The organism is Mesorhizobium sp. B2-1-3 (assembly GCF_006442495.1).
GTDB lineage: Bacteria > Pseudomonadota > Alphaproteobacteria > Rhizobiales > Rhizobiaceae > Mesorhizobium.
Window position 1 is genome coordinate 118925 of the sequence record NZ_VFWL01000005.1, and the last position, 20687, is coordinate 139611.

Below are 20687 nucleotides of genomic sequence, written 5' to 3' on the forward strand. Positions count from 1 at the left end.
TCCCTTCCCTCGCCTGTAGCAGACGGACCATCCGGCGAGAGCAAGGGGCAGCATTCCAATGGCGAGCGAAGGTTTCTCCGATTTCTTCTACGCGGGACCCAATGGGCTGAAGCTCCATGCCCGGATCTATGGCGACGCAAATTCGCGACATTGGCCAGTCGTCTGTCTGCCCGGGCTCACCCGCAATGCACGCGACTTCCACGAACTCGCGCTCTATTTGGCCGGCAAAGCGGGAAGCCCACGCAAGGTCGTCGCCTTTGACTATCGCGGCCGCGGGCAGTCCGATTATGATCCCGATGTCAGCCGCTACAATGTCGGCGTCGAAGCCGGCGACATTCTTGCCGGACTGGCGGCATTGGGAATCGAGGAAGCCGCCTTCGTCGGCACCTCGCGCGGCGGCCTGATCATTCACGTCCTGGGTGCGCTGCGGCCGGCCATATTGAAAGCGATCGTGCTGAACGATATCGGACCGGTGATCGAGCCGGCCGGCCTTGCCCATATCCAGTCGTATCTCGAACGCAAACCGAAGCCGAAGACCTTCGCCGAAGCAGTGGCAGCCCAGCGCCGCGTTCACGGCCGGAATTTTTCAGCGCTCGCCGATGCGGACTGGGAGCGCATGGTGCTGGCGCTCTACCGCGAAACGGATCAGGGCCTGCTGCCGGATTTCGACCCGAAGCTGGTCGACACGGTTGCAAATCTCGACCTGACGCAGCCGCGGCCGGCGCTGTGGCCGCAATTCGACGCGCTGTCAGCCCTTCCCATGCTCGCCATACGCGGCGCCAATTCGAGTTTGCTGTCGGTGGGCACACAGCGGCAGATGCGGGAGCGCCATCCGGCAATGCAGACGATCACCGTCGAAGGCCAGGGTCACGCCCCTTTTCTCGAAACCGGAACCTTGCCGGGCGACATCGCCGCTTTCCTCGACAGAGCCGAGCGGCTGCCGACTCGCCTTTTTAAAAACCGTTGCCGGCGAGGCAAACGACAGTAGGGCGACCAAGGTAGGTTCCGAAGCCGGAATAGCATGCCTGAAATAACCCGCGGATCGGGGGGGATCCGCGGGATTGATTGTCCACAGCCTCTTCAAAGCGTGAACTTATCGGGACTTTGAGGCCTTCTTCATTGCCTTAGCCGTGGTCTTCACGGTTGCCGGCTGGTCTGCCGCACCGCGCGCGGCGGCGCGAGGGGACGGTTCGGGCGCTGCCTTCACGCTGTCGGCGCCGCCAGACCGGGGTACTTCCAGCACGGTGACGCAGCCGTCGAGGTCATTGGTGGCCAGATGCGCATAGCGCATCGTCATCGACAGGGTCTGGTGGCCGAGCCACATCTGCACGCGCCTGATGTCGATACCGCCCTGAACAAGACGCGAGGCGCAGGTATGGCGCAGAATGTGCGGCACCACCTGGTCGTCGGCGGCCAGACCGACTTCGGCCTTCGCATCGTTCCAGATGGCACGGTATTGAGCCTGGCTGAATGTAGTGAACGGGCCTTTCGGCCGACGGCCTTCGCCGGGAGGCAGCTTGATCACTTCCTTGACACGCTCGGTCATCGGAATGGTGCGGCTTCGGCCGGACTTGGTGATCCAGAAGGAGACGCGATGCTCCTGGATGTCGTTCCAGATCAGCCCGAGCGCCTCGCCAAGGCGGCAGCCAGTGTCGACCAGGAAGACGGAAAGCCGGTAGGCATCCTCGCTGCGGCTCCTGATGGCAGCAAACAGCCTGGCCTCCTCGTCCCTTTCAAGGAAACGAATCCGTCCCGACCGCTCCTTCTGGCGGCGGAACTCGGGCAGGCTGTGGATATCTCCCATCTTGTAGGCCTTGCGCAGCAGTTTGCTGAGGGCAGCCATCTTCCGATTGATGGTTGCGTTGCTGTTGCCGCGCTGGCGCAAGGTGCCGATAAGGTTGTCCAGGGTACTCTGGTCAAAGGCGCTGAAACGCTCCCCGAGCAGAATCTCGTCTATCTCGCCGATGAACGAGCTGACATTGTATTTATGTCGCCCATCATCCCACAATATATCTCGATATGCTGAAAAAAGATCTCCAACCCTATGCGATTTTACTTCTCGTATCCTATTGTAGGTGTAGTTAAACTTTGAGTTCTGAGAAGAAAACATCGAAAAATGATCGGAGGGCTCGCCCTCTTGAATCGCTTCGGTCGTCATCATTTGCCACACCCCCGAGTGGGATAGATTCAGCCCTATCCGCTTGGGAGCGTCCTTTCAAGAGATTTGAATCACGCAGTTGTGATTTCATCCGCCATCAGCGGATCCCACGAAACCATCCCACGGACTCTATTCAGCTACCGTTACCCCCTGTTCCTTCTGTTTGCCTTGATCCAGTCACGAAACAAAAACAGCCCGGGCGTTGATGCGCCCGGGCTGGATTTCACCTGTATGGAACCAGCCCTTAGAACGAGCGCTGGAAGCGGAGGATACCGCCGATGCTGCTCTTCTTGTCGGCGCCGGTCCAGTTCGAGAAGTCGGCGTCGTCGAACCTGCCTGCATTGAGGTAGTCGACTTCGGCCGTGACCGTGAAGCCCGGGACGACGTCGTAGGCGATGTTCGCCGCGATGCCCAGGTTCTTCCAATCGTCATACGACACCTGCGCGTTGAACGAGGTCTTCTCGTTGAACTTGTAGGTACCGCCGCCCCAGACAGCCCAGTTGCCGCCCCACTGCTTGTAGAAACCGCGACCATGAGCGTCGATAACATTGCCCGCGTCGTCGTTGAGGTTGTCATCAGTGCCGTAGCCGCCCATGACCCACAGCGACAGTGCGTCGTTGACGTTCACGTCCAAGCGAACCTTGCCGGCAACTTCTTCGTAGTTGCTGTCATAAGCGACGACACCGCTGATGGCGCCCCAGCCCTGCGTCCACTTCAGACCGCCGACGACATGCGGAACGTAGCTGTCGATCGTGCCGACAACGCCCGCGCCTTCTTCGAGCGAGACCACGGCCGAGAAGCCATTGCCCGCGTCGAAGTAGTACTGGACGACGTTGGTGTCGAAGTCACCATAAGGAACCAGCGTATCCTGGATGACGTTGCCGGCGTAGCCGACGAACGTATCGAAGGCCGATTCGTCCTTACCGACGCGCAGGCCACCGAGCTGGATCCAGGCGAAGTTCAGCGAGACGTCCTTGTTGTGGGCGGTGTTGGCGAACTCGATGGCGTTGTCGTTGCCGAAGTTGAAGCGGGTCTCGGTGTAGGTCTTCAAGGTGCCGAGCTCGGTTTCCTGGCCGGTCCAGGTCTTCAGCGTGAAGCGGGCATTTTTGTGCCAGGTGTCATTTACCGAGCCGTCCTGGTGGTCCGCAGTCTTCGAACCGTTGAACGTGCCGACGTCGCCGCCGCCGATGTCATAACGGATGTAGCCGCCGATGCGCAGGCAGGTCTCGGTGCCGGGGATGTAGAAGTAGCCAGCGCCGTAGACGTCGCAAATCTTGACGTATTCAGCGGGCTCCGGCTCGGCGACGACGACGGCGTCGGCGGCGCGCGCACCGGAAACTGCGATCAGGGCCGCAGCGGAGCCGAGAAGAAGGCTCTTGATGTTCATTTTCTGACCTCCAGTCAAAAGTTAAAAAACGGGTCTGGGTATTCTTTGCTGAAGGACAGCGTTCCCTGCCCCATCCCCACTACCGAAAAAGATGCGCACCGCGCCGCTCCTTCGAAATCGACATTACCCATGAGCAGACGGGGTTCAACCACGATCGTACCGGCGAAAGGGCTGTGCGGCTGCTATCCCCCAGCGTTGTTGCACAAATGACACGATTTGGCCTCACTCAGAAAGCTCTCATTAACCTTCGGCCCGCCCCAGCCCCTTGTTTACGGGCGAATCCGGCGATCGGCTGACGGAATCATGGCGAGGCCTTGAGCCGCCAGCCAGGGAATCGCCGCAGAACCGCCGCATCGCGGAAGGCCGCAGGCCGGTGCGTTCTTATTTTTCCGTATAATGGCTTCTTTTTCCGAGATATTGGCTGGGGCTTGTTGATTGTGCCGGCGCTTTTCTTTATCCAGCGGCGCAACGGAGAGGTGGCCGAGTGGTCGAAGGCGCTCCCCTGCTAAGGGAGTAGAGGTCAAAAGCTTCTCGTGGGTTCGAATCCCATCCTCTCCGCCATCCTGCTTCGCTCTTCGAGCTTCGCAGGACAAGCCCAGACCAGACCTCAGCGCGAAGCAGGATGCCCTCCGAAGCCTTGGCAAAGGAGGGCCGGTCGTGTGGTATGTATACCTGCTGGAAAGCAAGACTGCCGACGGTGAGCGTTATGTCGGCATCACGTCCGACTTGAAGCGACGGCTTGCCGAGCACAATCACGGAAAATCCAGTCACACATCCAAGTTCCTGCCATGGCAGATCGTCACCTATGTGGCGTTCTCGAATCAAGCCAAGGCGACTTCATTGAGCGTTATCTCAAATCCGGTTCCGGGCACGCCTTCGCCAGCAAACGTCTGTGGTGAATGCCCCTTCCTTGTGAAAAAACCCAGGGATTCCCGGAAAAACGCAGCAATACCAATTGTTTGCTGCAAAAACACGCACCACCAAAACGGTTGTTTCGTTCGATTCTGACTGGAGGTCAGAAAATGAACATCAAGAGCCTTCTTCTCGGCTCCGCTGCGGCCCTGATCGCAGTTTCCGGTGCGCGCGCCGCCGACGCCGTCGTCGTCGCCGAGCCGGAGCCCGCTGAATACGTCAAGATTTGCGACGTCTACGGCGCTGGCTACTTCTACATCCCCGGCACCGAGACCTGCCTGCGCGTCGGCGGCTATGTCCGTTACGACATCGGCGTGGGCGACACCGGCTCGTTCGACGGTGCGAAGGCTGCCGATCACCAGGATGGCGACGACCACAACACCTACTACAAGAACACGCGCTTCACGCTGAAGACCTGGACCGGCCAGGAAACCGAACTCGGCACGTTGAAGACCTACACCGAGACCCGCTTCAACTTCGGCGACGACAATGCCTTCGACGAGCCGATCAACGCCGCCCACAACCGGGACGTCTCGCTGAACTTCGCCTGGATCCAGCTCGGTGGTCTCCGGGTTGGTAAGGACGAATCGGCCTTCGATACGTTCGTCGGCTACGCCGGCAACGTCATCCAGGATACGCTGGTTCCTTACGGCGATTTCGACACCAACGTCGTCCAGTACTACTTCGACGCGGGCAATGGCTTCTCGGCCGTGGTCTCGCTCGAAGAAGGCACCGGTACCGACACGATCGACAGCTATGTTCCGCATGTCGTCGGCGGCGTGAAGTATACGCAGGGTTGGGGCGCCATCACCGGCGTCGTCGCTTATGACAGCAATTACGAGGAAGTCGCCGGCAAGGTTCGCTTGGACGTCAATGTCAGCGACGCACTGTCGCTGTTCATCATGGGCGGCTACGGCACCGATGACAACCTCAACGACGACGCCGGCAATTTTGTCGAAGCCCATGGTCGCGGCTTCTACAAGGCGTGGGGCGGCAACTGGGCAGTCTGGGGCGGCGGCACCTACAAGTTCAACGAGAAGACCTCGTTCAACCTTCAGGTGTCTGCTGACGACTGGAAGAACGTCGGCGTTGCGGCGAACGTTGCTTATGACGTCGTTCCCGGCTTCACCGTCACGGCCGAAGTCGACTACCTCCATGCCGGCCGGTTTGACGATGCTGGCTTCGTCAACCCATCGTTTACGCCTGCCGATAAGAAGAACAGCGTCGGCGGCATGCTCCGCTTCCAGCGCTCGTTCTAACAGCTATCGCTTCGAATATAGAAACCCGGCGGGCAACCGCCGGGTTTTTTCATTGGGAGTTTCGACTGCGCGATTCCGCAGCGGACGATGATTGCTCTGGGATGCATCAGGTGTTTGGATCAGGCGGGCGGCAACGATTGCTCATTGCGCGCAACTTGCACCCGCCTACTGACCGCGCTAGCAAGAAGCCCCTTCCCTCACGCGAGCTTTTGCCATGCGTCTGCGCCCTCCCCTTATGCCGCTCGTTGCAGCGCTTCCGTCGACCGTGCCGTTTGTCGGCCCCGAAGCGCAGGAGCGCGAGCGCGGGCGTGCATTCCGCGCCCGCATCGGCGCCAATGAGAGCAGCTTCGGACCCTCGCCGCGCGTCATCGCCCGGATGGCCGAGATCGCGCGCGACATGTGGATGTATTGCGATCCGGACAATCACGACCTGAAGGTGGCCGCGGCAGCGCATCATAATCTCAAGGTCGAGAACGTCGTGGTCGGCGAAGGCATCGATGGCCTGCTTGGTCTGGTGGCGCGCATGTATGTTGCGCCTGGCGATGCGGTGGTCACCTCGCTCGGCGCCTATCCCACCTTCAACTTCCACATTGCCGGTGTCGGCGGAAGGCTTGTCACCGTGCCCTATGCGAACGACCACGAGGATTTGGAAGGGCTGCTGGCTGCGGCCGCCAGGGAGAAAGCGCCGCTGGTCTATCTGTCCAATCCGGACAACCCCATGGGGAGCTGGTGGGAAGCGGCCGAGCTGACGCGCTTCATCGAAGCGCTGCCGGAAACCACCATGCTCGTGCTCGATGAAGCCTATGGAGAATTGGGGCCGGCCTCCGCACTGCCGCCCATCGACGTCTCGCGGCCGAACGTCATCCGCATGCGCACCTTTTCGAAAGCTTACGGGCTTGCCGGCATACGCTGCGGCTATGCGGTCGCCGAGGCCCAGGTGATCAGCGATTTCGAGAAGATCCGCAACCACTACGGCGTCAGCCGCATGGCGCAGGTGGCGGGCGTCGAGGCGCTCGCCGACCAGGATTATCTGGATTCAGTGGTGGCGCGGGTGGCGGCAGGGCGCCGGCGCATCGCGCAGATAGCCGAACAGAACGGGCTGACGCCCCTGCCGTCGGCGACCAATTTCGTCACCATCGATTGCTGCCGCGACGGCGCTTTCGCGCTGAAGATCCTGCAAGGCCTGTTGTCGCGCGACGTCTTCATCCGCAAGCCGATGGCGCCGGGGCTCGATCGTTGCATCCGCGTCAGCGTCGGACTGGACCACGAGCTTGACATTTTTGCCGAGGAACTGCCCGGCGCACTGGCCGCCGCCCGTGGAAACTAAACGAGCGTTGCCATCGCGGCGACACTTGCCGGCCGGTTAGAGATCGAGCTCCCAGTTCTGGCCGGTGAGTTCCTTGCCGAAACTGTGATGGCGCTCCTGTGAAACCAGTCTGAACCCGGCGCGCTCATAAATCGCGCGGGCGGCGACCAGAATGTCATTCGTCCACAGAACGAGCTTGATGTAGCCGCAGGCGCGCGCCTGGTTCACGCATTCCGCAACCAGGCGCTTGCCGATGCCCAACCCGCGCGCCGCAGCCTCGACATGCAGCAGCCGCAGTTTCGCGACCTCGTCGTCCTGGTGAACCAGAAACACCGCGCCAAGCGGGAGGCCGGCGCGTTCGGCGATCCAGCAGAAATCGCGCCCTGGCTTGAAATTGCGGATGAAGTCGGCTCCGATTTCGGCAACCAAGGCTTCGAACTCGATGCTCCAGCCATATTCCTCGGCATAGAGCTGGGCCTGACGCTGAACCACCCAGCCAATGTCGCCGACGCGATGCGGACGCAACGTCACGACGGGGGGCGCCGCCTGGCCTTCAGCCGCCGGATCGCCCAGCAGCTCCGCTGCCTTGCGCAAGGCGTCGCCGAGTTCGGCCAAGCGGTGGTCGGGCAGGTTCTCGATAAGCCGGGAAGTGTCGCGGTCCGCCGCGGCCTGCAGACCGGCAAGGGCGTCCCGCCCCCTTGCCGTCAGCGACAGGATACGCCTTCGCCGGTCGACCGGATCGGTCCGGGTCTCGGTCAGGCCTTCGCCGGCGAATTTTCGCAGGATCCGCGTCAGATAGGCCGCGTCGAGACGCAGTTGCCTGGCGATGTCGGAGGCGGCCGGGCCGACATCGATGTCGAATGTCTCCGAAAGGAAGCCTCGCTCGCCGGCGATTTCCGCCGCCGCCGGGCGATCCCGATGACCAAGCTCGAACAGGACGCGCGCCTCGGTGAGCGTGAACGGGCTCTGCGTCAAGGTCTCGTCGAGAAGGCCGACAGTGCGGGTGTAGAAACGGTTGAAGTGCCTGATATCGGCCACCAAAGCACTGCGTTGGTCCAGCATCTGCGTTCAGCCCTTGGGTGATGATAGCCACAGTGTTAGAAATTTAGTGGACTGAGTCAATTAAATTCGAGTTCGACTCGGGCCCCCTCCATCCTCGTTCGACCGGCCTGTTGCATTCCCCGTCGCCTGCGCCAGATTCCAGCAGACGAGCCTCGGGAGAGACGCAATGGCTGACGATCGCAAGGCAGTGCGTGTGCGGGCCCACGGCAAGGTGCAAGGCGTCGGCTACAGGATCTGGGTCCGAAGCCAGGCCGCCAGCCTTGGGCTTGCGGGCTGGGTGCGCAATGAAGCGGATGGCTCGGTGACCGCTGAGATTGCCGGCACAGGCGAAGCCGTCTCGACCATGATCGGCCGGCTTTGGAAAGGACCGCCGGGAGCGTCCGTTTCCGGGGTTGACGTCGAGGATGCGGTATCCAGCAATCCTGTTACCGGCTTCCGGATCGATGCCTGATGCGGCTTCGGCATACCTCTTGAATTAATTGAACGTTCGTTTTATTAATTCGCAACAAGGGAGGCTCTTTTGGCGCGCACGACAGGATCCGATGGCGGGAAGACCGAGGCGGCAGCCCGCGAGGCGGCGGTCAACCTGATCGCGCGGCTCGGCTATGAGGCGATGTCGATGCGCCAGCTGGCATCCGAAGTAGGCGTGCAGGCAGCCGCGCTTTACCGCTATTTCCCGACCAAGGAGGATTTGCTGTTCACGCTGATGCGCGAGCATATGGAAGAGCTGATCGCAGCCTGGAACGCCGCACGGCCCGCCGATGCCGATCCGGCAAGCCGGCTTTCGGCCTATGTCGAGAACCACATCGCCTTCCACATCGCCCGCCGCCATGCGACGCATGTTTCGAACATGGAGCTGCGCAGCCTGTCGCCCGAAAGACTGACCCAGATACTGCGGATGCGCACGGCCTATGAGAAGGAACTGCGCGCCATTCTGCGTGACGGCGCCGAGGCAGGCGTGTTCGTCGTCGAAGACACCGGCCTCACCGCCATGGCGCTGATCCAGATGATGACCGGTGTCATCGTCTGGTTCCGGCCGGGCGAGCGGCTGTCGATCGCAGAAGTCACAGCGACATATCTTTCGATGACGATGCGGCTCGTCGGCGCGAGGATCGACACGTACAGCGCCGCACGTCCGTTTGGACGCGCAAACGACGCCGTGGGATTTTAGTTTCGCGCATGATCTTTTCCGAAAATCCAAGTCGATTTTCGGGGGTCATGCGGCAGGAGGAACCGGATGTACACGAACACGCTCAGCTTCGGGCATGACGAGGATGTCGAGGCATTGCGCGAGCTGGTGCGGCGCTTCGCCCAGGACAGGATCGCGCCGATCGCGGCGGAAATCGACCGCTCGAACGAATTCCCGGCGCATCTGTGGGCGGAGCTCGGCAATCTCGGCCTCCTCGGCATCACCGCCGATCCGGAGTTCGGCGGCAGCGGCATGGGTTATCTCGCCCACGTGATCGCGGTCGAGGAGATCTCAAGGGCCTCGGCCTCGGTCGGCCTGTCCTACGGCGCCCACTCCAATCTCTGCGTCAACCAGATCAACCGCTGGGCAACGCCGGCGCAGAAGGAGAAATTCCTGCCGCCGCTTTGCTCGGGCGAGCGCGTCGGCGCGCTAGCCATGTCGGAGCCCGGCGCCGGCTCCGACGTCGTCTCGCTCAGGCTGCGCGCCGAAAAGCGCAACGACCGGTACGTGCTCAACGGCACCAAGATGTGGATCACCAACGGCCCGGACGCCGAGACGCTGGTGGTCTATGCCAAGACCGATCCGGAGCGCCATGCCCGCGGTATCACCGCCTTCATCGTCGAAAAGGCCTTTGCCGGATTTTCGGTCGCGCAAAAGCTCGACAAGCTCGGCATGCGCGGCTCCAACACCGGCGAACTGGTTTTCGATAATGTGGAGGTGCCGTTCGACAACGTGCTGCACGAGGAAGGGTGTGGCGTCGAGGTGCTGATGTCTGGTCTCGACTATGAGCGCACGGTGCTGGCCGGTGGCCCGATCGGCCTGATGGCCGCGTGTCTCGACGTCGCGGTGCCCTATGTGCATGAGCGCAAGCAGTTCGGCCAGGCGATCGGGGAATTCCAGTTGGTGCAAGGCAAGCTCGCCGACATGTACACGACGATGAACGCCGCGCGCGCCTATGTCTACGCGGTCGCCGCCGCCTGCGACCGCGGCCAGACCACCCGCAAGGACGCCGCAGGCTGCATTCTGTTTGCCGCCGAAAAAGCAACGCAGATGACGCTTGACGCACTCCAGCTTCTGGGTGGCAACGGATACATCAACGACTATCCGACCGGCCGGCTGCTACGCGACGCCAAGCTCTACGAAATCGGTGCCGGCACCAGCGAAATCCGGCGATGGCTGATCGGCCGCGAGATCATGGCGGAGGGGGTATAGCATGGCCGTCCTGCAGACCCAGATATCCTCCTCTTCCGATACCTTCCATGCCAATGCCGAACGCATGCGGGCGCTGGTCGCCGATATCGCGGAAAAGGCCGCGACCGTCGAGCGCGGTGGCTCGGAGGAGGCGCGCGAGCGGCACGCCGCGCGCGGCAAGCTATTGCCACGCGAGCGGCTGGCGCAATTGCTCGACACCGGCTCGCCCTTCCTCGAGATCGGCCAATTCGCCGCATGGTCGATGTATGGCGAGGACATTCCCTCCGCCGGCATCATCGCCGGTATCGGGCGCGTCGAAGGCACGGAAGTGATGGTCGTCGTCAATGACGCCACGGTGAAGGGCGGCACCTATTACCCGATGACGGTGAAGAAGCATCTGCGCGCGCAGGAGATCGCGCTGCAGAACAATCTGCCTTGCGTCTACCTGGTCGACAGCGGCGGCGCCAACCTGCCCAACCAGGACGAGGTGTTTCCCGACCGCGAGCATTTCGGGCGCATATTCTACAACCAGGCCAACATGTCCGCCTCAGGCATCCCGCAGATCGCCTGCGTCATGGGTTCGTGTACGGCGGGCGGCGCCTATGTGCCGGCAATGTCGGACGAGACGATCATGGTGCGCAACCAGGCGACCATCTTCCTCGGCGGTCCCCCGCTGGTGAAGGCCGCCACCGGCGAGGACGTCAGCGCCGAGGATCTCGGCGGCGCCGACGTCCATACACGGCTCTCCGGCGTCGCCGACCACTACGCGCTCGACGACGAGCATGCGCTGGCCATCTGCCGGCGCATCATCAAGAACCTCAATCGGAACAAGACCGTAAGCCTTGCCGTCCAGAAACCGATTCCGCCGCTTCATCCGGCAGATGAGATCTACGGCATCGTGCCGACGGATCTGCGCCAGCCCTATGACGTGCGCGAGGTGATCGCGCGCCTCGTCGACGGTTCGGAGTTCGATGAGTTCAAGCAGAATTACGGCACCACGCTCGTCACCGGCTTTGCCCATCTCCACGGCATGCCGGTCGGCATCATCGCCAACAATGGCGTGCTGTTTTCCGAAAGCGCGCTGAAGGGCGCGCATTTCATCGAACTGTGCTGCCAACGCAAGATTCCACTGGTGTTCCTGCAGAACATCACCGGCTTCATGGTGGGGCGCAAATATGAGGCAGGCGGCATCGCCAAGGACGGCGCCAAGCTGGTGATGGCAGTCGCCACCGCCCGCGTGCCCAAGGTCACCGTGATCATCGGCGGCTCGTTCGGCGCCGGCAACTACGGCATGTGCGGGCGCGCCTACTCGCCCCGCTTCCTGTGGATGTGGCCGAACGCCCGCATTTCGGTGATGGGCGGCGAGCAGGCGGCGACGGTGCTGGCCATGGTCAAGCGCGAGGGTATCGAGCGCAAGGGCGGCGAATGGAGCGCTGAGGAAGAAGCGAAGTTCAGGAAGCCGATCCTGATGAAATACGAGCATGAAGGCCACCCGCTCTATTCCTCCGCAAGGCTATGGGACGACGGCATCATCGATCCGGCCAAGACGCGCGAGGTGCTGGCGCTCAGCCTCTCGGCCGCGCTCAACGCGGAGATCGAGGAAACGCGCTTCGGCGTGTTCAGGATGTGAAATGGGCGAGGTGCAGGACAGGATCCGCATTAACGTCGGCGACATCACCAAGTTGGATGTCGACGCCATTGTCAACGCGGCCAATTCCTCGCTGCTCGGCGGCGGCGGGGTCGACGGCGCCATTCACCGGGCGGCGGGGCCGGAACTCCTCGCCGAATGCCGCACGCTCAACGGCTGCAAGACCGGCGATGCAAAGTTGACCAAGGGCTATCGGCTGCCGGCCCGCTACGTCATCCATACGGTCGGTCCAGTCTGGCAGGGCGGCGGCAAGGGCGAGGCGGAGTTGCTCGCCTCCTGCTATCGGCGTTCGCTCGAAATCGCCGCCGAGAAGGAATGCCGCTCGGTCGCCTTTCCGGCGATCTCGACGGGCATCTACCGCTATCCGAGGGATGAGGCGGCAGCAATTGCAGTCGGCGCCGTAAATAGCTTCTTGAGCGGAAATACGACGCCGCAGACCGTCATCTTCTGCTGCTTCGACGAACAAATGGCCGAACTATACCGTGAGGCCGTTGCTTCCTCGAGGCGAACGCAGTCTACGGAGGTTTCATGTTCACAAAGATCCTGATCGCCAACCGAGGCGAGATCGCATGCCGGGTGATCCGCACGGCGCGCAGGATGGGGGTGCGCACGGTTGCCGTCTATTCCGATGCCGATGCGAAATCCCTGCATGTCGAGATGGCCGACGAGGCGGTACATATCGGTGCCTCGCCTGTCAGCGACAGCTATCTGCGCGGCGACAAGATCGTCGCGGCCGCCTTGGCGACAGGCTCGCAAGCCGTTCATCCCGGCTATGGCTTCCTGTCGGAAAATCCTGATTTCGTCGACCAGGTGGCGGCCGCGGGGCTCACCTTCATCGGCCCGTCGGCGGCCTCTATCCGCGCCATGGGGCTGAAGGATGCCGCCAAACGGCTGATGGAAAAGGCCGGCGTGCCCGTCGTGCCGGGCTACCATGGCGAGGCACAGGAGATCGTGGTCCTGGCCTCTAAGGCACGCGAAATCGGCTACCCCGTGCTGATCAAGGCGCGGGCCGGCGGCGGTGGCAAGGGCATGCGCCGGGTCGAGCACCCCGACGAGTTTTCCGAAGCGCTGTCGAGCGCACGACGCGAGGCGAAATCCGCTTTTGGCGACGACCGTGTACTGGTGGAAAAATATATCGACAAACCGCGCCACATCGAGGTGCAGGTTTTCGGCGACAATTTCGGCAATGCCGTCCATCTGTTCGAACGCGACTGCTCGGTGCAGCGACGCCATCAGAAGGTTATCGAGGAAGCCCCCGCCCCCGGCATGACGGAGGCGTTACGCAAGGCGATGACCGAGGCGGCGGTGAAGGCCGCCAAGGCGATCAGCTACTGCGGTGCCGGGACCATCGAATTCATCGTCGATGCCTCGCAAGGCCTGACGCCTGACCGCTTCTGGTTCATGGAGATGAACACGAGGTTGCAGGTCGAGCACCCGGTCACCGAGATGGTCACCGGCACTGATCTGGTAGAATGGCAGTTGCGGGTCGCATCCGGCGAGAAGCTGCCGAAAACGCAAGGCGAGATAAAGCTAGCCGGCCACGCCTTCGAGGCGCGCCTCTATGCCGAGGATGCCGCAAGGGAGTTTCTGCCTGCGACCGGCACGCTGCATCATCTGAAATTTCCCGACATGGTTCCCCAAGGGGCCGCCATGCGTGTCGAAACCGGGGTGCGGGCCGGCGACGCCATTTCTCCCTATTATGATCCGATGATCGCCAAGCTGGTGGTGCATGGCGGGGACAGGCCGGCTGCGCTGGAGGCACTCGGCGCGGCGCTTGCGCGAACCGAAATCGCCGGTTCGATCGTCAATACCGCCTTCCTCGCCGCGCTGGTGACCGATCCGGACTTTTCGGCGGGCGACGTCGATACCGGCCTGATAGGCCGCCACCAGCAGGCGCTGACCGAGATTGCGCCGCCGAGCGGCGAAACGGTCGCGGCCGCGGCCATAGCGGCCTCCGGGGCGGGCGCGCTGCCGGCATCGGATGATCCATGGTCGTCGCTTGCCGGCTACACGCATTTCCATGGCATGGCACGACAGATCCGGCTGAAGTTTGGCGAGGACGATATTCTGGCAAGGGTTTCGGTACGACCAGACCGGCGTTCCCAGGTGACGCTCCATGCACCCTATGACAGCGCCAATTCGCATGACCTTCGCGCCGTTCCTCGCCTCGCCCGCTGGCCAGGCCACATCACGATATTCGAAGGCGCGGCCGGCTATACGTTCGCGGTGCCGGACCCGTTGGCCAGAGGCGATGATGCGGCGGCGGCGTCAGGCAGTTTGCGCGCGCCGATGCCGGGACTGGTCAAGCTTGTGCGGGCGACAAAGGGCGATACGGTGATGAAGGGGCAACCGCTGCTTATTCTCGAGGCGATGAAGATGGAGCACACCATCGCCGCGCCCCATGATGGCGTGATCGCCGAGATCGCCACCGAGGGCGCGCAGGTTACCGACGGCACTGTGCTGGTGCGGTTCGAGGATATGCAAGGCTGACAGCCTCGCTGCCGGACGCCAAGCGTCCCTGTCCTGCCGGACAGAGAGAGGCGCCGTAGAATGTCGACCGCCGTTATATGTCCATGGCAAGACACACAGGCAGAAATGAAATGGCCGGGACGAGCCCGGCCATTTCATCGATATAGGCAGCGATTACGGCTGGATCGGCGCATACTTGCCGTCGTGCCACTGGTTGATGTCGTAGCTGGCGTTCTTGAGGTCGCCCTTCTCGTCGAAGGTGACATTGCCGACAACCGTGCTGATTGGCTGCCCGTTCTTCAGCGCCTCGGCGACCTTGGCCGGATCATCGCTGCCGGCACGCTTGATGCCTTCCGCAAAGGCCTGGATCGTGGCGTAGGAGAATAGCGTGAAGCCTTCCGGCACGAAACCGCCGGCTTTGATCTTCTCGACGGCTGCCTTGGCTTCCGGCTTTGCCTGAGGATCCGACGGGAAGACGAACATGGTCCCTTCGCCGGCCGGGCCGGCAACCTGCCAGAATTCCGGCGAGGCTATCGAATCCGGCATGATCAGCTGGAACTTGATGCCCTGTTCCGCCGACTGGCGCAGGATCAGGCCAGCCTCCGGGTGGTAACCGCCGAAATAGACAACGTCGGCCTTGAGGTCCTTGAGCTTGGTGACGAGCGCCGAATAGTCCTTTTCGCCGGCATTGATGCCTTCATAGTCCACTTCCTTCAGGCCGCCGGCATTCATCGTGGCCTTGACCGCATCGGCAACGCCCTGACCGTAGGCACTCTTGTCATGCAGGATGACGACGTTCTTGCCGGCATACTTCTTCGCGATCCAGGGGCCGATGAAGGCACCCTGCGCATCGTCACGCGTATAGAGGCGCATGATCGTCGGCCAGCCGGCCTTCGCTGCGGCGTCGGTCAGCACCGGGTTCGAGGAGGCCGGGCTCATCATCAGGGCACCGGCTTCGGCATAGACGGCGGAAGCCGGAATGCTCGAACCCGAGCAAGCGTGGCCGTCGATGAACTTGACGCCATTGGCGACGATACGGTTGGCGACCGAAACCGCCTGCTTCGGGTCGCACTGGTCATCCTCGATATCGAGCTTGATCTGGCGACCGTCGACACCGCCGGCAGCATTGATCGCGTCGGCGGCAGCCTGCGCGCCCTGCTTGAACTGATCGCCAATGGTGGCGAGCTGTCCGGTCATCGGACCGACCACCGAAAAGGTGATGTCGTCGGCATAGGCGACCGGCGCGCTCATCATCAGGCCGAAAATGGCCGCGTTCAAAATACTTAATTTTTTCATTGCGGTATGACTCCTCCACTCACGCGCGGCCGCCCCGGCCACGCTTCTTCCAGAGAGGCCGGACAATTTCATCCTTCGTGTGGCCTGTCTAGGCGCATTGGCGGCGCTCGATTAGGCCTGCGGAGCATCTCTGGAGCAAAAAGGCAAAAGCCGCGCCGGCCTTGTTCCGGCCGGTCGCGGCTTTGCCTGTCGAGCTGTTTCTCAAGCGCCCCCGCACTCGAACCCAACTCGCCTTCCCTGTCTTCCTGCTGGCCCTGATCTTTCCGAAACCGGATCATGGCCGCCGCGCCGCTGGCCCTGTCGGGCGTGCCGCGTTCTTGGTTTTGTCACGTGGCCGTCTTACCGCGGCCTTGTCCTTGCCTGGCGGACCAGAAGGCCGCCCTGCCTTATCTCTAAATTCAGTGCATCGTCATCCATTCGCGGGCTTCGCGCAGCGCCTTGGCGATCTCGACCTTCGACATCGCAGCCGACAGTTCCGAACGCAATTCCGCAGCGCGGGCCGAACCCTTGATCGCGGCGATGTTGAACCATTTGTGGGCGGCGACGACATCGGTCTCGCAATCGCGGCCCGTCGCATACATCATCCCCAGTTCGAAAAGAATGTCGGCCTGGGCAGTTGCCCCCATGGCGCCGAAGCCTGCTTCAAGCATTTCAAAACGTGCCATTTTCAATCCTCTCTTCCGGCCCTGTCTGGCTCCCGAGAGCTGCCTCCGTTTGTCTGCCCGGGCTGCTCTTTCGATGCTTTCGAGAATGCCGCGCAGGCTTGAATCCGTCGTTAAATGGCGTGCTTAATTTGAGGAAAACAAAGCTAAAACAATAGGTAAACGTGGAAATTCGTTAAGGATACAAAGCCAGCGATTCAGCCGGATAGCGCCAAATTTGACGAAAATTTTCGCGAGCGGAATCAACACTCCGCTAACCACGCGAAACAAACGCCGCGCATGCATACATTCATTTCCCTGCCGATATTGCTTCCGTCGGCGCTTCTGAATTGCCAAAGCTTCCGCTGCGGCACCGCTTTTGTTTTGCAGGGAGCTGGATTAGCTTACGTTTGCGTAAGCGGCAGACCGGCGAGGCGGAGCCTCCTGCCGGGTATCCAAGGGAGGAAAGATGTTTCGAAAAGCAAGCCTGGCCCTGGCGGCCACTTTGATCCTGACCGGTGTGGCCTGGGCCGATCCGATCGAGGGAAACTGGAAGACGCAGGCCGGCGATACCGCGGCCATCGGGGGCTCGGGTTCATTTTCCATCACGCTGAAGTCCGGCAAATATGCCGGCAAGACCATCGGTTCGCTCAAGGCGTCCGGCGACAACAAATACGCCGGCAGCATAACCGACCCGGCAAACGACAAGACCTATTCCGGCAAGGCGACACTGTCGGGCACCTCGCTGAAAATGAGCGGTTGCGTGCTCGGCGGACTGATCTGCAAGAGCCAGACCTGGCACAAGCTCTGATCGACCCCATCCTTGCGACATGAAAACGGGGCCGGCAGGCCCCGTTTTCGTTTCATGATCCTGGCATGCTGTGCCGGCAGCCATGCTCCTTATGGCCAGCGCCGCCTCAAAATCCATCAACCGATTTGAACGGCAGATGAACGTCGGCATCAGAGCCGGTTCAGTCGTGCCCGGGCATTCTCCTGCGTATTGAAGGAGACACGACCAATGCTCGCCCGCCGCTTCACCATCGTCTGCCTGCTGGTGAGCCTGTTTGGAATGTTCTTCGCCATCCTCGTCGCCGAAGCGGGCCGTTCGGCCCGTTCCTGGGACGAGGCCAGTTCCAGAACCTGCCGCCTCGCCTGCCCGACCACCCTTCGCCCCTGAGACAGAAACCAAAGACCTGACCAACCACAAGACCTCGAAAGAAAAGCAAAGACCATGAACCGCATCGCCGCCAATCTCTTCAAAACCGTTCGGCTTCTGCCGCGGGCGGCGCTCATCCTGGCGTTTCTTGCCGCACCGGTCCTGGCCGTGCCGATGATGCGTACCGATGCCGGGTCCACGATCGACGCGCCAGCACTGAAGAAATCCGGCGTCGGTTTCGTGCTGCTGGTCAGCCTGCAGCGCGGATAAATTGCGCCTTCGATCGGGACACCCCTCCCAACCGCCTATCCAAATCTCTATATTGAGCCATGGAAAAGCGAATCTACCCCCAAGCCATCGAATCTGTCGTCATGCCCGAGCCTTTTGGCCGGCAAAGCTTTGACACCGCCGAAAAGGCGGTCGCGGCGCTGCAAGCCCTTTATGACCGCAACACCAAGTTCCTGCGCGACTCCTTCGCGGCGCTTGCCGCCGGCGGCGACAGCAGCAAGCGCTACCGCGCCTTCTACCCGGAGATCGGCGTCACAACGAACTCGTTCACCCAGATCGATTCACGCCAAGCCTATGGCCACATGCCGACGCCGGGGCATTTTTCCACCACCATCACCCAGCCGAGCCTGTTCGAAAGCTATCTGGTCGAGCAATTGCGTCTGATCATGCGCAACCACGGGGTCGCGGTCACGGTCTCGGAATCGACAACGCCGATCCCGCTGCATTTCGCCTTTCTCGAAGGCACCCATGTCGACGGAACCGCGGCCGAGCGTATCCAGCGGCCTATCCGAGACCTGTTCGACGTGCCAGATCTCGACGGTACAGATGACCAGATCGCCAACGGCACGTTCGAAGTGGCGTTCGGAGAACCAAGGCCGCTGGCGCCCTTCACCGCGCAGCGGATCGACTATTCGCTCCACCGCCTGTCGCACTATACCGCGACCACGCCGCAGCATTTCCAGAATTTCGTGCTGTTCACCAACTATCAGTTCTATATCGACGAGTTCGTGGCGCGCGCTCGTGACCTGATGGAGAATGGCGGCGGCGGATATGCCGAATTCATCGAACCGGGCAACGTGGTCACCAAAGCCGGGCAGAGCGCCCCGAGCGAAGGGGTGGCGCCGCAGCGCCTGCCGCAGATGCCGGCCTACCACTTGAAGAAGCCGAACCATGGCGGCATCACCATGGTCAATATCGGTGTCGGACCCTCCAACGCCAAGACGATCACCGATCATATCGCTGTGCTAAGGCCTCATGCCTGGGTGATGCTCGGCCATTGCGCGGGCCTGCGCAATACGCAGGCGCTGGGCGATTATGTGCTGGCGCATGCCTATGTGCGCGAGGATCACGTGCTGGACGACGACCTGCCGGTCTGGGTGCCGATCCCGCCGCTGGCCGAAATCCAGGTGGCATTGCAGGAAGCGGTGGCCGAAGTCACCGGCCTGTCCGGGTACGATCTCAAGCGCATCATGCGCACCGGCACTGTAGCCACCATTGACAACCGCAACTGGGAACTGCGCGACCAGCGCGGACCGGTGCAGCGGCTTTCGCAGTCGAGGGCGATCGCACTTGACATGGAATCGGCAACGATCGCGGCCAATGGCTTCCGCTTCCGCGTGCCTTACGGCACGCTCTTGTGTGTCTCCGACAAGCCGCTGCATGGCGAACTGAAGCTGCCCGGTATGGCGACCGAATTCTACAAGCGGCAGGTGGCGCAGCACCTCACCATCGGCATCAGGGCGATGGAAAAGCTTTCGGAAATGCCGATGGAGCGGCTGCATTCGCGCAAGCTCAGAAGTTTTTCGGAAACGGCCTTCCAGTAGCCGATCTGCGCGCCGCCAGAGCCATTCGCCGTCTTGCCGGCGATTCGCCATCTTGCCGGCAATTCGCTATCTTGATTGAGCCGCATTTTTGCCGATAACCGGGCGGGGACCATCGCAGGCAACTCATGCAGATCTGATCCGATGAAACGCAGTCAAGACATGGCGGCTTCACTGGTATTCATCGTGATGATGACGCTCTCGGTCGCGCTGGTGGCCGGCTTCTTAGGCGCGTTGCACCCGGCGCTCGATTCCTTTTCGCATTTCCGCATTCACCTCGCCGTGCTGATGGCGCTTTGCGCGCTGCCGCTGCTGGCGACATCGTTTCGCGTGCAAGCGGCCGCGGCCCTGGTTTTTGCCGTGGCCGCTCTTGCCACCGCTTCGACCGCCTTGCCCCGGCCGTGGCCGGTTCAGGCGGTCGCCAAACCCACCGACCAGGTAGTCTACAGCCTGCTGCAGATGAATCTGCGCTACGACAACCCGACGCCGAAAAAAGTGCTGTCACTGATCGGCCGGACCAATCCCGACGTCATCACCCTGGACGAGGTGTCGGCGATGTGGGCGACGGAGCTTGGCTACATCGCCAGCGCCTATCCATACCGGATCCTCTGTCCCTATCCCAACGGCGTATTCGGCGTCGCGCTGCTCTCGCGGCGGCCCTTTCTCGCCGGCACCGCGCCACATTGCGAGCGCCGGGGCGCAATGGCCGTTGCGACCATCGATTTCGGCGGCAGGAGCGCCGACGTCGCCGCCATCCATCTCAGCTGGCCGTGGCCGCGGGAACAGTATTGGCAGATCGGCGAACTCTCGGAGCAGCTTTCATCGCTCGGCCAAACCGCCATCATGGCCGGCGATTGCAACGCGGTGCCATGGAGCGCTGCGGTGCGGCGCGTCGCCGCTCTCGGCGGACTGACGGTCATGCCGTCGGCCGGGTCGACCTGGATTCACCGGAAGCTGCCCGACTTCCTGCGCCGCTATGCAGGCCTCCCGATCGACCAGGCGTTCAGCAAGGGCGGCGTGACCATTCTGTCGTCAACGCGACTGGAAGATACCGGCTCCGACCATCTTCCCGTATTCGTGGAGTTCTCGCTTCGCCCCGACGACAGGCTGCCCCATGACGAGCATGAGAGCGCGCTCGCGGCGAGCGACCTTGAAAACAATCCGCGCGGTTGATGCTTCGGCAT

The 20687-nt window shown here is 62.0% G+C and carries 19 protein-coding genes, 1 tRNA gene and 1 pseudogene; 16 read left to right on the forward strand and 5 right to left on the reverse strand.

The genetic code is table 11. The annotated features are described in order from the left end of the window. Window positions 1-58: 58 nt before the first annotated feature. On the forward strand, window positions 59-988 hold the full coding sequence (locus FJ973_RS11320) for an alpha/beta hydrolase (RefSeq protein ID WP_140555813.1): 930 nt from the start codon (window positions 59-61) through the stop codon (window positions 986-988). Between the two features lie 105 nt (window positions 989-1093). Here FJ973_RS11320 and FJ973_RS11325 read toward each other — a convergent pair whose 3' ends face one another. Beyond that, the gene (locus FJ973_RS11325; RefSeq protein WP_140555814.1) at window positions 1094-2161 is read right to left on the reverse strand and encodes a site-specific integrase; all 1068 of its coding nucleotides are present in this window, start codon (window positions 2159-2161) and stop codon (window positions 1094-1096) included. A 241-nt stretch (window positions 2162-2402) separates the two neighbouring features. Continuing rightward, the gene (locus tag FJ973_RS11330; protein ID WP_140520695.1) at window positions 2403-3545 is read right to left on the reverse strand and encodes a porin; all 1143 of its coding nucleotides are present in this window, start codon (window positions 3543-3545) and stop codon (window positions 2403-2405) included. A 470-nt stretch (window positions 3546-4015) separates the two neighbouring features. Between FJ973_RS11330 and FJ973_RS11335 the strand changes: the two genes are divergently transcribed. The 4 genes and pseudogenes from FJ973_RS11335 (at window position 4016) to FJ973_RS11350 (ending at window position 7043) form a co-directional block, all read left to right on the forward strand. Next, window positions 4016-4106, forward strand: a tRNA-Ser gene (locus FJ973_RS11335). A gap of 96 nt (window positions 4107-4202) precedes the next feature. Then, a pseudogene (locus FJ973_RS11340) lies at window positions 4203-4444 on the forward strand (GIY-YIG nuclease family protein). A 123-nt stretch (window positions 4445-4567) separates the two neighbouring features. Continuing rightward, entirely contained in the window at window positions 4568-5716 is a 1149-nt protein-coding gene (locus tag FJ973_RS11345; protein WP_140520696.1) for a porin, read from the forward strand. A gap of 214 nt (window positions 5717-5930) precedes the next feature. Continuing rightward, on the forward strand, window positions 5931-7043 hold the full coding sequence (locus FJ973_RS11350; RefSeq protein ID WP_140520697.1) for a pyridoxal phosphate-dependent aminotransferase: 1113 nt from the start codon (window positions 5931-5933) through the stop codon (window positions 7041-7043). Window positions 7044-7079: 36 nt separating this feature from the next. On the opposite strand, the gene FJ973_RS11355 is transcribed toward FJ973_RS11350, so the two are convergent. Further along, the gene (locus tag FJ973_RS11355) at window positions 7080-8084 is read right to left on the reverse strand and encodes a bifunctional helix-turn-helix transcriptional regulator/GNAT family N-acetyltransferase (RefSeq protein ID WP_140520698.1); all 1005 of its coding nucleotides are present in this window, start codon (window positions 8082-8084) and stop codon (window positions 7080-7082) included. A 166-nt stretch (window positions 8085-8250) separates the two neighbouring features. Here FJ973_RS11355 and FJ973_RS11360 point away from each other — a divergent pair, with 166 nt between their 5' ends. From FJ973_RS11360 to FJ973_RS11385, 6 genes are all read left to right on the forward strand, one after another. Continuing rightward, window positions 8251-8535, forward strand: coding sequence for an acylphosphatase (locus tag FJ973_RS11360; protein ID WP_140494632.1), 285 nt, complete (start codon window positions 8251-8253; stop codon window positions 8533-8535). A gap of 69 nt (window positions 8536-8604) precedes the next feature. After that, window positions 8605-9255: a TetR/AcrR family transcriptional regulator gene (locus tag FJ973_RS11365; RefSeq protein WP_140555816.1), complete on the forward strand. Its 651-nt coding sequence runs from the start codon at window positions 8605-8607 to the stop codon at window positions 9253-9255. Between the two features lie 66 nt (window positions 9256-9321). Next, entirely contained in the window at window positions 9322-10485 is a 1164-nt protein-coding gene (locus FJ973_RS11370; protein ID WP_140555818.1) for an isovaleryl-CoA dehydrogenase, read from the forward strand. Between the two features lies 1 nt (window position 10486). Continuing rightward, window positions 10487-12094 (forward strand): carboxyl transferase domain-containing protein, encoded by a 1608-nt coding sequence (locus FJ973_RS11375; protein ID WP_140555820.1) that lies wholly within the window; start codon window positions 10487-10489, stop codon window positions 12092-12094. A gap of 1 nt (window position 12095) precedes the next feature. Further along, entirely contained in the window at window positions 12096-12659 is a 564-nt protein-coding gene (locus tag FJ973_RS11380; RefSeq protein ID WP_140517990.1) for an O-acetyl-ADP-ribose deacetylase, read from the forward strand. Then, window positions 12641-14602, forward strand: coding sequence for an acetyl/propionyl/methylcrotonyl-CoA carboxylase subunit alpha (locus FJ973_RS11385; RefSeq protein ID WP_140555822.1), 1962 nt, complete (start codon window positions 12641-12643; stop codon window positions 14600-14602). The genes FJ973_RS11380 and FJ973_RS11385 overlap by 19 nt, the downstream gene beginning before the upstream one ends. A 153-nt stretch (window positions 14603-14755) precedes the next feature. On the opposite strand, the gene FJ973_RS11390 is transcribed toward FJ973_RS11385, so the two are convergent. Further along, window positions 14756-15877 carry a branched-chain amino acid ABC transporter substrate-binding protein gene (locus FJ973_RS11390; RefSeq protein ID WP_140494645.1) on the reverse strand — a complete coding sequence of 374 codons (1122 nt, stop codon included), beginning with the start codon at window positions 15875-15877 and terminating at the stop codon, window positions 14756-14758. Window positions 15878-16275: 398 nt separating this feature from the next. Then, complete coding sequence (locus FJ973_RS11395; RefSeq protein WP_010915070.1) at window positions 16276-16542, reverse strand: sel1 repeat family protein; 267 nt, start codon at window positions 16540-16542, stop codon at window positions 16276-16278. 445 nt (window positions 16543-16987) lie between these two features. Between FJ973_RS11395 and FJ973_RS11400 the strand changes: the two genes are divergently transcribed. The 5 genes from FJ973_RS11400 (at window position 16988) to FJ973_RS11415 (ending at window position 20676) form a co-directional block, all read left to right on the forward strand. Then, entirely contained in the window at window positions 16988-17329 is a 342-nt protein-coding gene (locus tag FJ973_RS11400) for a DUF2147 domain-containing protein (RefSeq protein ID WP_140555823.1), read from the forward strand. Window positions 17330-17536: 207 nt separating this feature from the next. Further along, window positions 17537-17695, forward strand: coding sequence for a hypothetical protein (locus FJ973_RS30875; RefSeq protein WP_181165140.1), 159 nt, complete (start codon window positions 17537-17539; stop codon window positions 17693-17695). Window positions 17696-17749: 54 nt separating this feature from the next. Next, complete coding sequence (locus tag FJ973_RS11405; RefSeq protein ID WP_140517987.1) at window positions 17750-17944, forward strand: hypothetical protein; 195 nt, start codon at window positions 17750-17752, stop codon at window positions 17942-17944. 101 nt (window positions 17945-18045) lie between these two features. Next, a complete protein-coding gene (locus FJ973_RS11410) occupies window positions 18046-19506 on the forward strand; it encodes an AMP nucleosidase (protein ID WP_224617604.1) in 1461 nt (486 codons plus the stop codon). A 141-nt stretch (window positions 19507-19647) separates the two neighbouring features. After that, a complete protein-coding gene (locus FJ973_RS11415) occupies window positions 19648-20676 on the forward strand; it encodes an endonuclease/exonuclease/phosphatase family protein (protein ID WP_140555825.1) in 1029 nt (342 codons plus the stop codon). Window positions 20677-20687: the final 11 nt, after the last annotated feature.

Excerpts from the sequence above, each read along its gene's own strand:
- FJ973_RS11320 (WP_140555813.1), top strand. The coding sequence starts at position 59 with ATGGCGAGCGAAGGTTTCTCCGATTTCTTCTACGCGGGACCCAATGGG.
- FJ973_RS11325 (WP_140555814.1), bottom strand. The coding sequence starts at position 2,161 with ATGATGACGACCGAAGCGATTCAAGAGGGCGAGCCCTCCGATCATTTT.
- FJ973_RS11330 (WP_140520695.1), bottom strand. The coding sequence starts at position 3,545 with ATGAACATCAAGAGCCTTCTTCTCGGCTCCGCTGCGGCCCTGATCGCA.
- FJ973_RS11345 (WP_140520696.1), top strand. The coding sequence starts at position 4,568 with ATGAACATCAAGAGCCTTCTTCTCGGCTCCGCTGCGGCCCTGATCGCA.
- FJ973_RS11350 (WP_140520697.1), top strand. The coding sequence starts at position 5,931 with ATGCGTCTGCGCCCTCCCCTTATGCCGCTCGTTGCAGCGCTTCCGTCG.
- FJ973_RS11355 (WP_140520698.1), bottom strand. The coding sequence starts at position 8,084 with ATGCTGGACCAACGCAGTGCTTTGGTGGCCGATATCAGGCACTTCAAC.
- FJ973_RS11360 (WP_140494632.1), top strand. The coding sequence starts at position 8,251 with ATGGCTGACGATCGCAAGGCAGTGCGTGTGCGGGCCCACGGCAAGGTG.
- FJ973_RS11370 (WP_140555818.1), top strand. The coding sequence starts at position 9,322 with ATGTACACGAACACGCTCAGCTTCGGGCATGACGAGGATGTCGAGGCA.
- FJ973_RS11375 (WP_140555820.1), top strand. The coding sequence starts at position 10,487 with ATGGCCGTCCTGCAGACCCAGATATCCTCCTCTTCCGATACCTTCCAT.
- FJ973_RS11380 (WP_140517990.1), top strand. The coding sequence starts at position 12,096 with ATGGGCGAGGTGCAGGACAGGATCCGCATTAACGTCGGCGACATCACC.
- FJ973_RS11385 (WP_140555822.1), top strand. The coding sequence starts at position 12,641 with ATGTTCACAAAGATCCTGATCGCCAACCGAGGCGAGATCGCATGCCGG.
- FJ973_RS11390 (WP_140494645.1), bottom strand. The coding sequence starts at position 15,877 with ATGAAAAAATTAAGTATTTTGAACGCGGCCATTTTCGGCCTGATGATG.
- FJ973_RS11395 (WP_010915070.1), bottom strand. The coding sequence starts at position 16,542 with ATGGCACGTTTTGAAATGCTTGAAGCAGGCTTCGGCGCCATGGGGGCA.
- FJ973_RS11400 (WP_140555823.1), top strand. The coding sequence starts at position 16,988 with ATGTTTCGAAAAGCAAGCCTGGCCCTGGCGGCCACTTTGATCCTGACC.
- FJ973_RS30875 (WP_181165140.1), top strand. The coding sequence starts at position 17,537 with ATGCTCGCCCGCCGCTTCACCATCGTCTGCCTGCTGGTGAGCCTGTTT.
- FJ973_RS11405 (WP_140517987.1), top strand. The coding sequence starts at position 17,750 with ATGAACCGCATCGCCGCCAATCTCTTCAAAACCGTTCGGCTTCTGCCG.
- FJ973_RS11410 (WP_224617604.1), top strand. The coding sequence starts at position 18,046 with ATGCCCGAGCCTTTTGGCCGGCAAAGCTTTGACACCGCCGAAAAGGCG.
- FJ973_RS11415 (WP_140555825.1), top strand. The coding sequence starts at position 19,648 with ATGAAACGCAGTCAAGACATGGCGGCTTCACTGGTATTCATCGTGATG.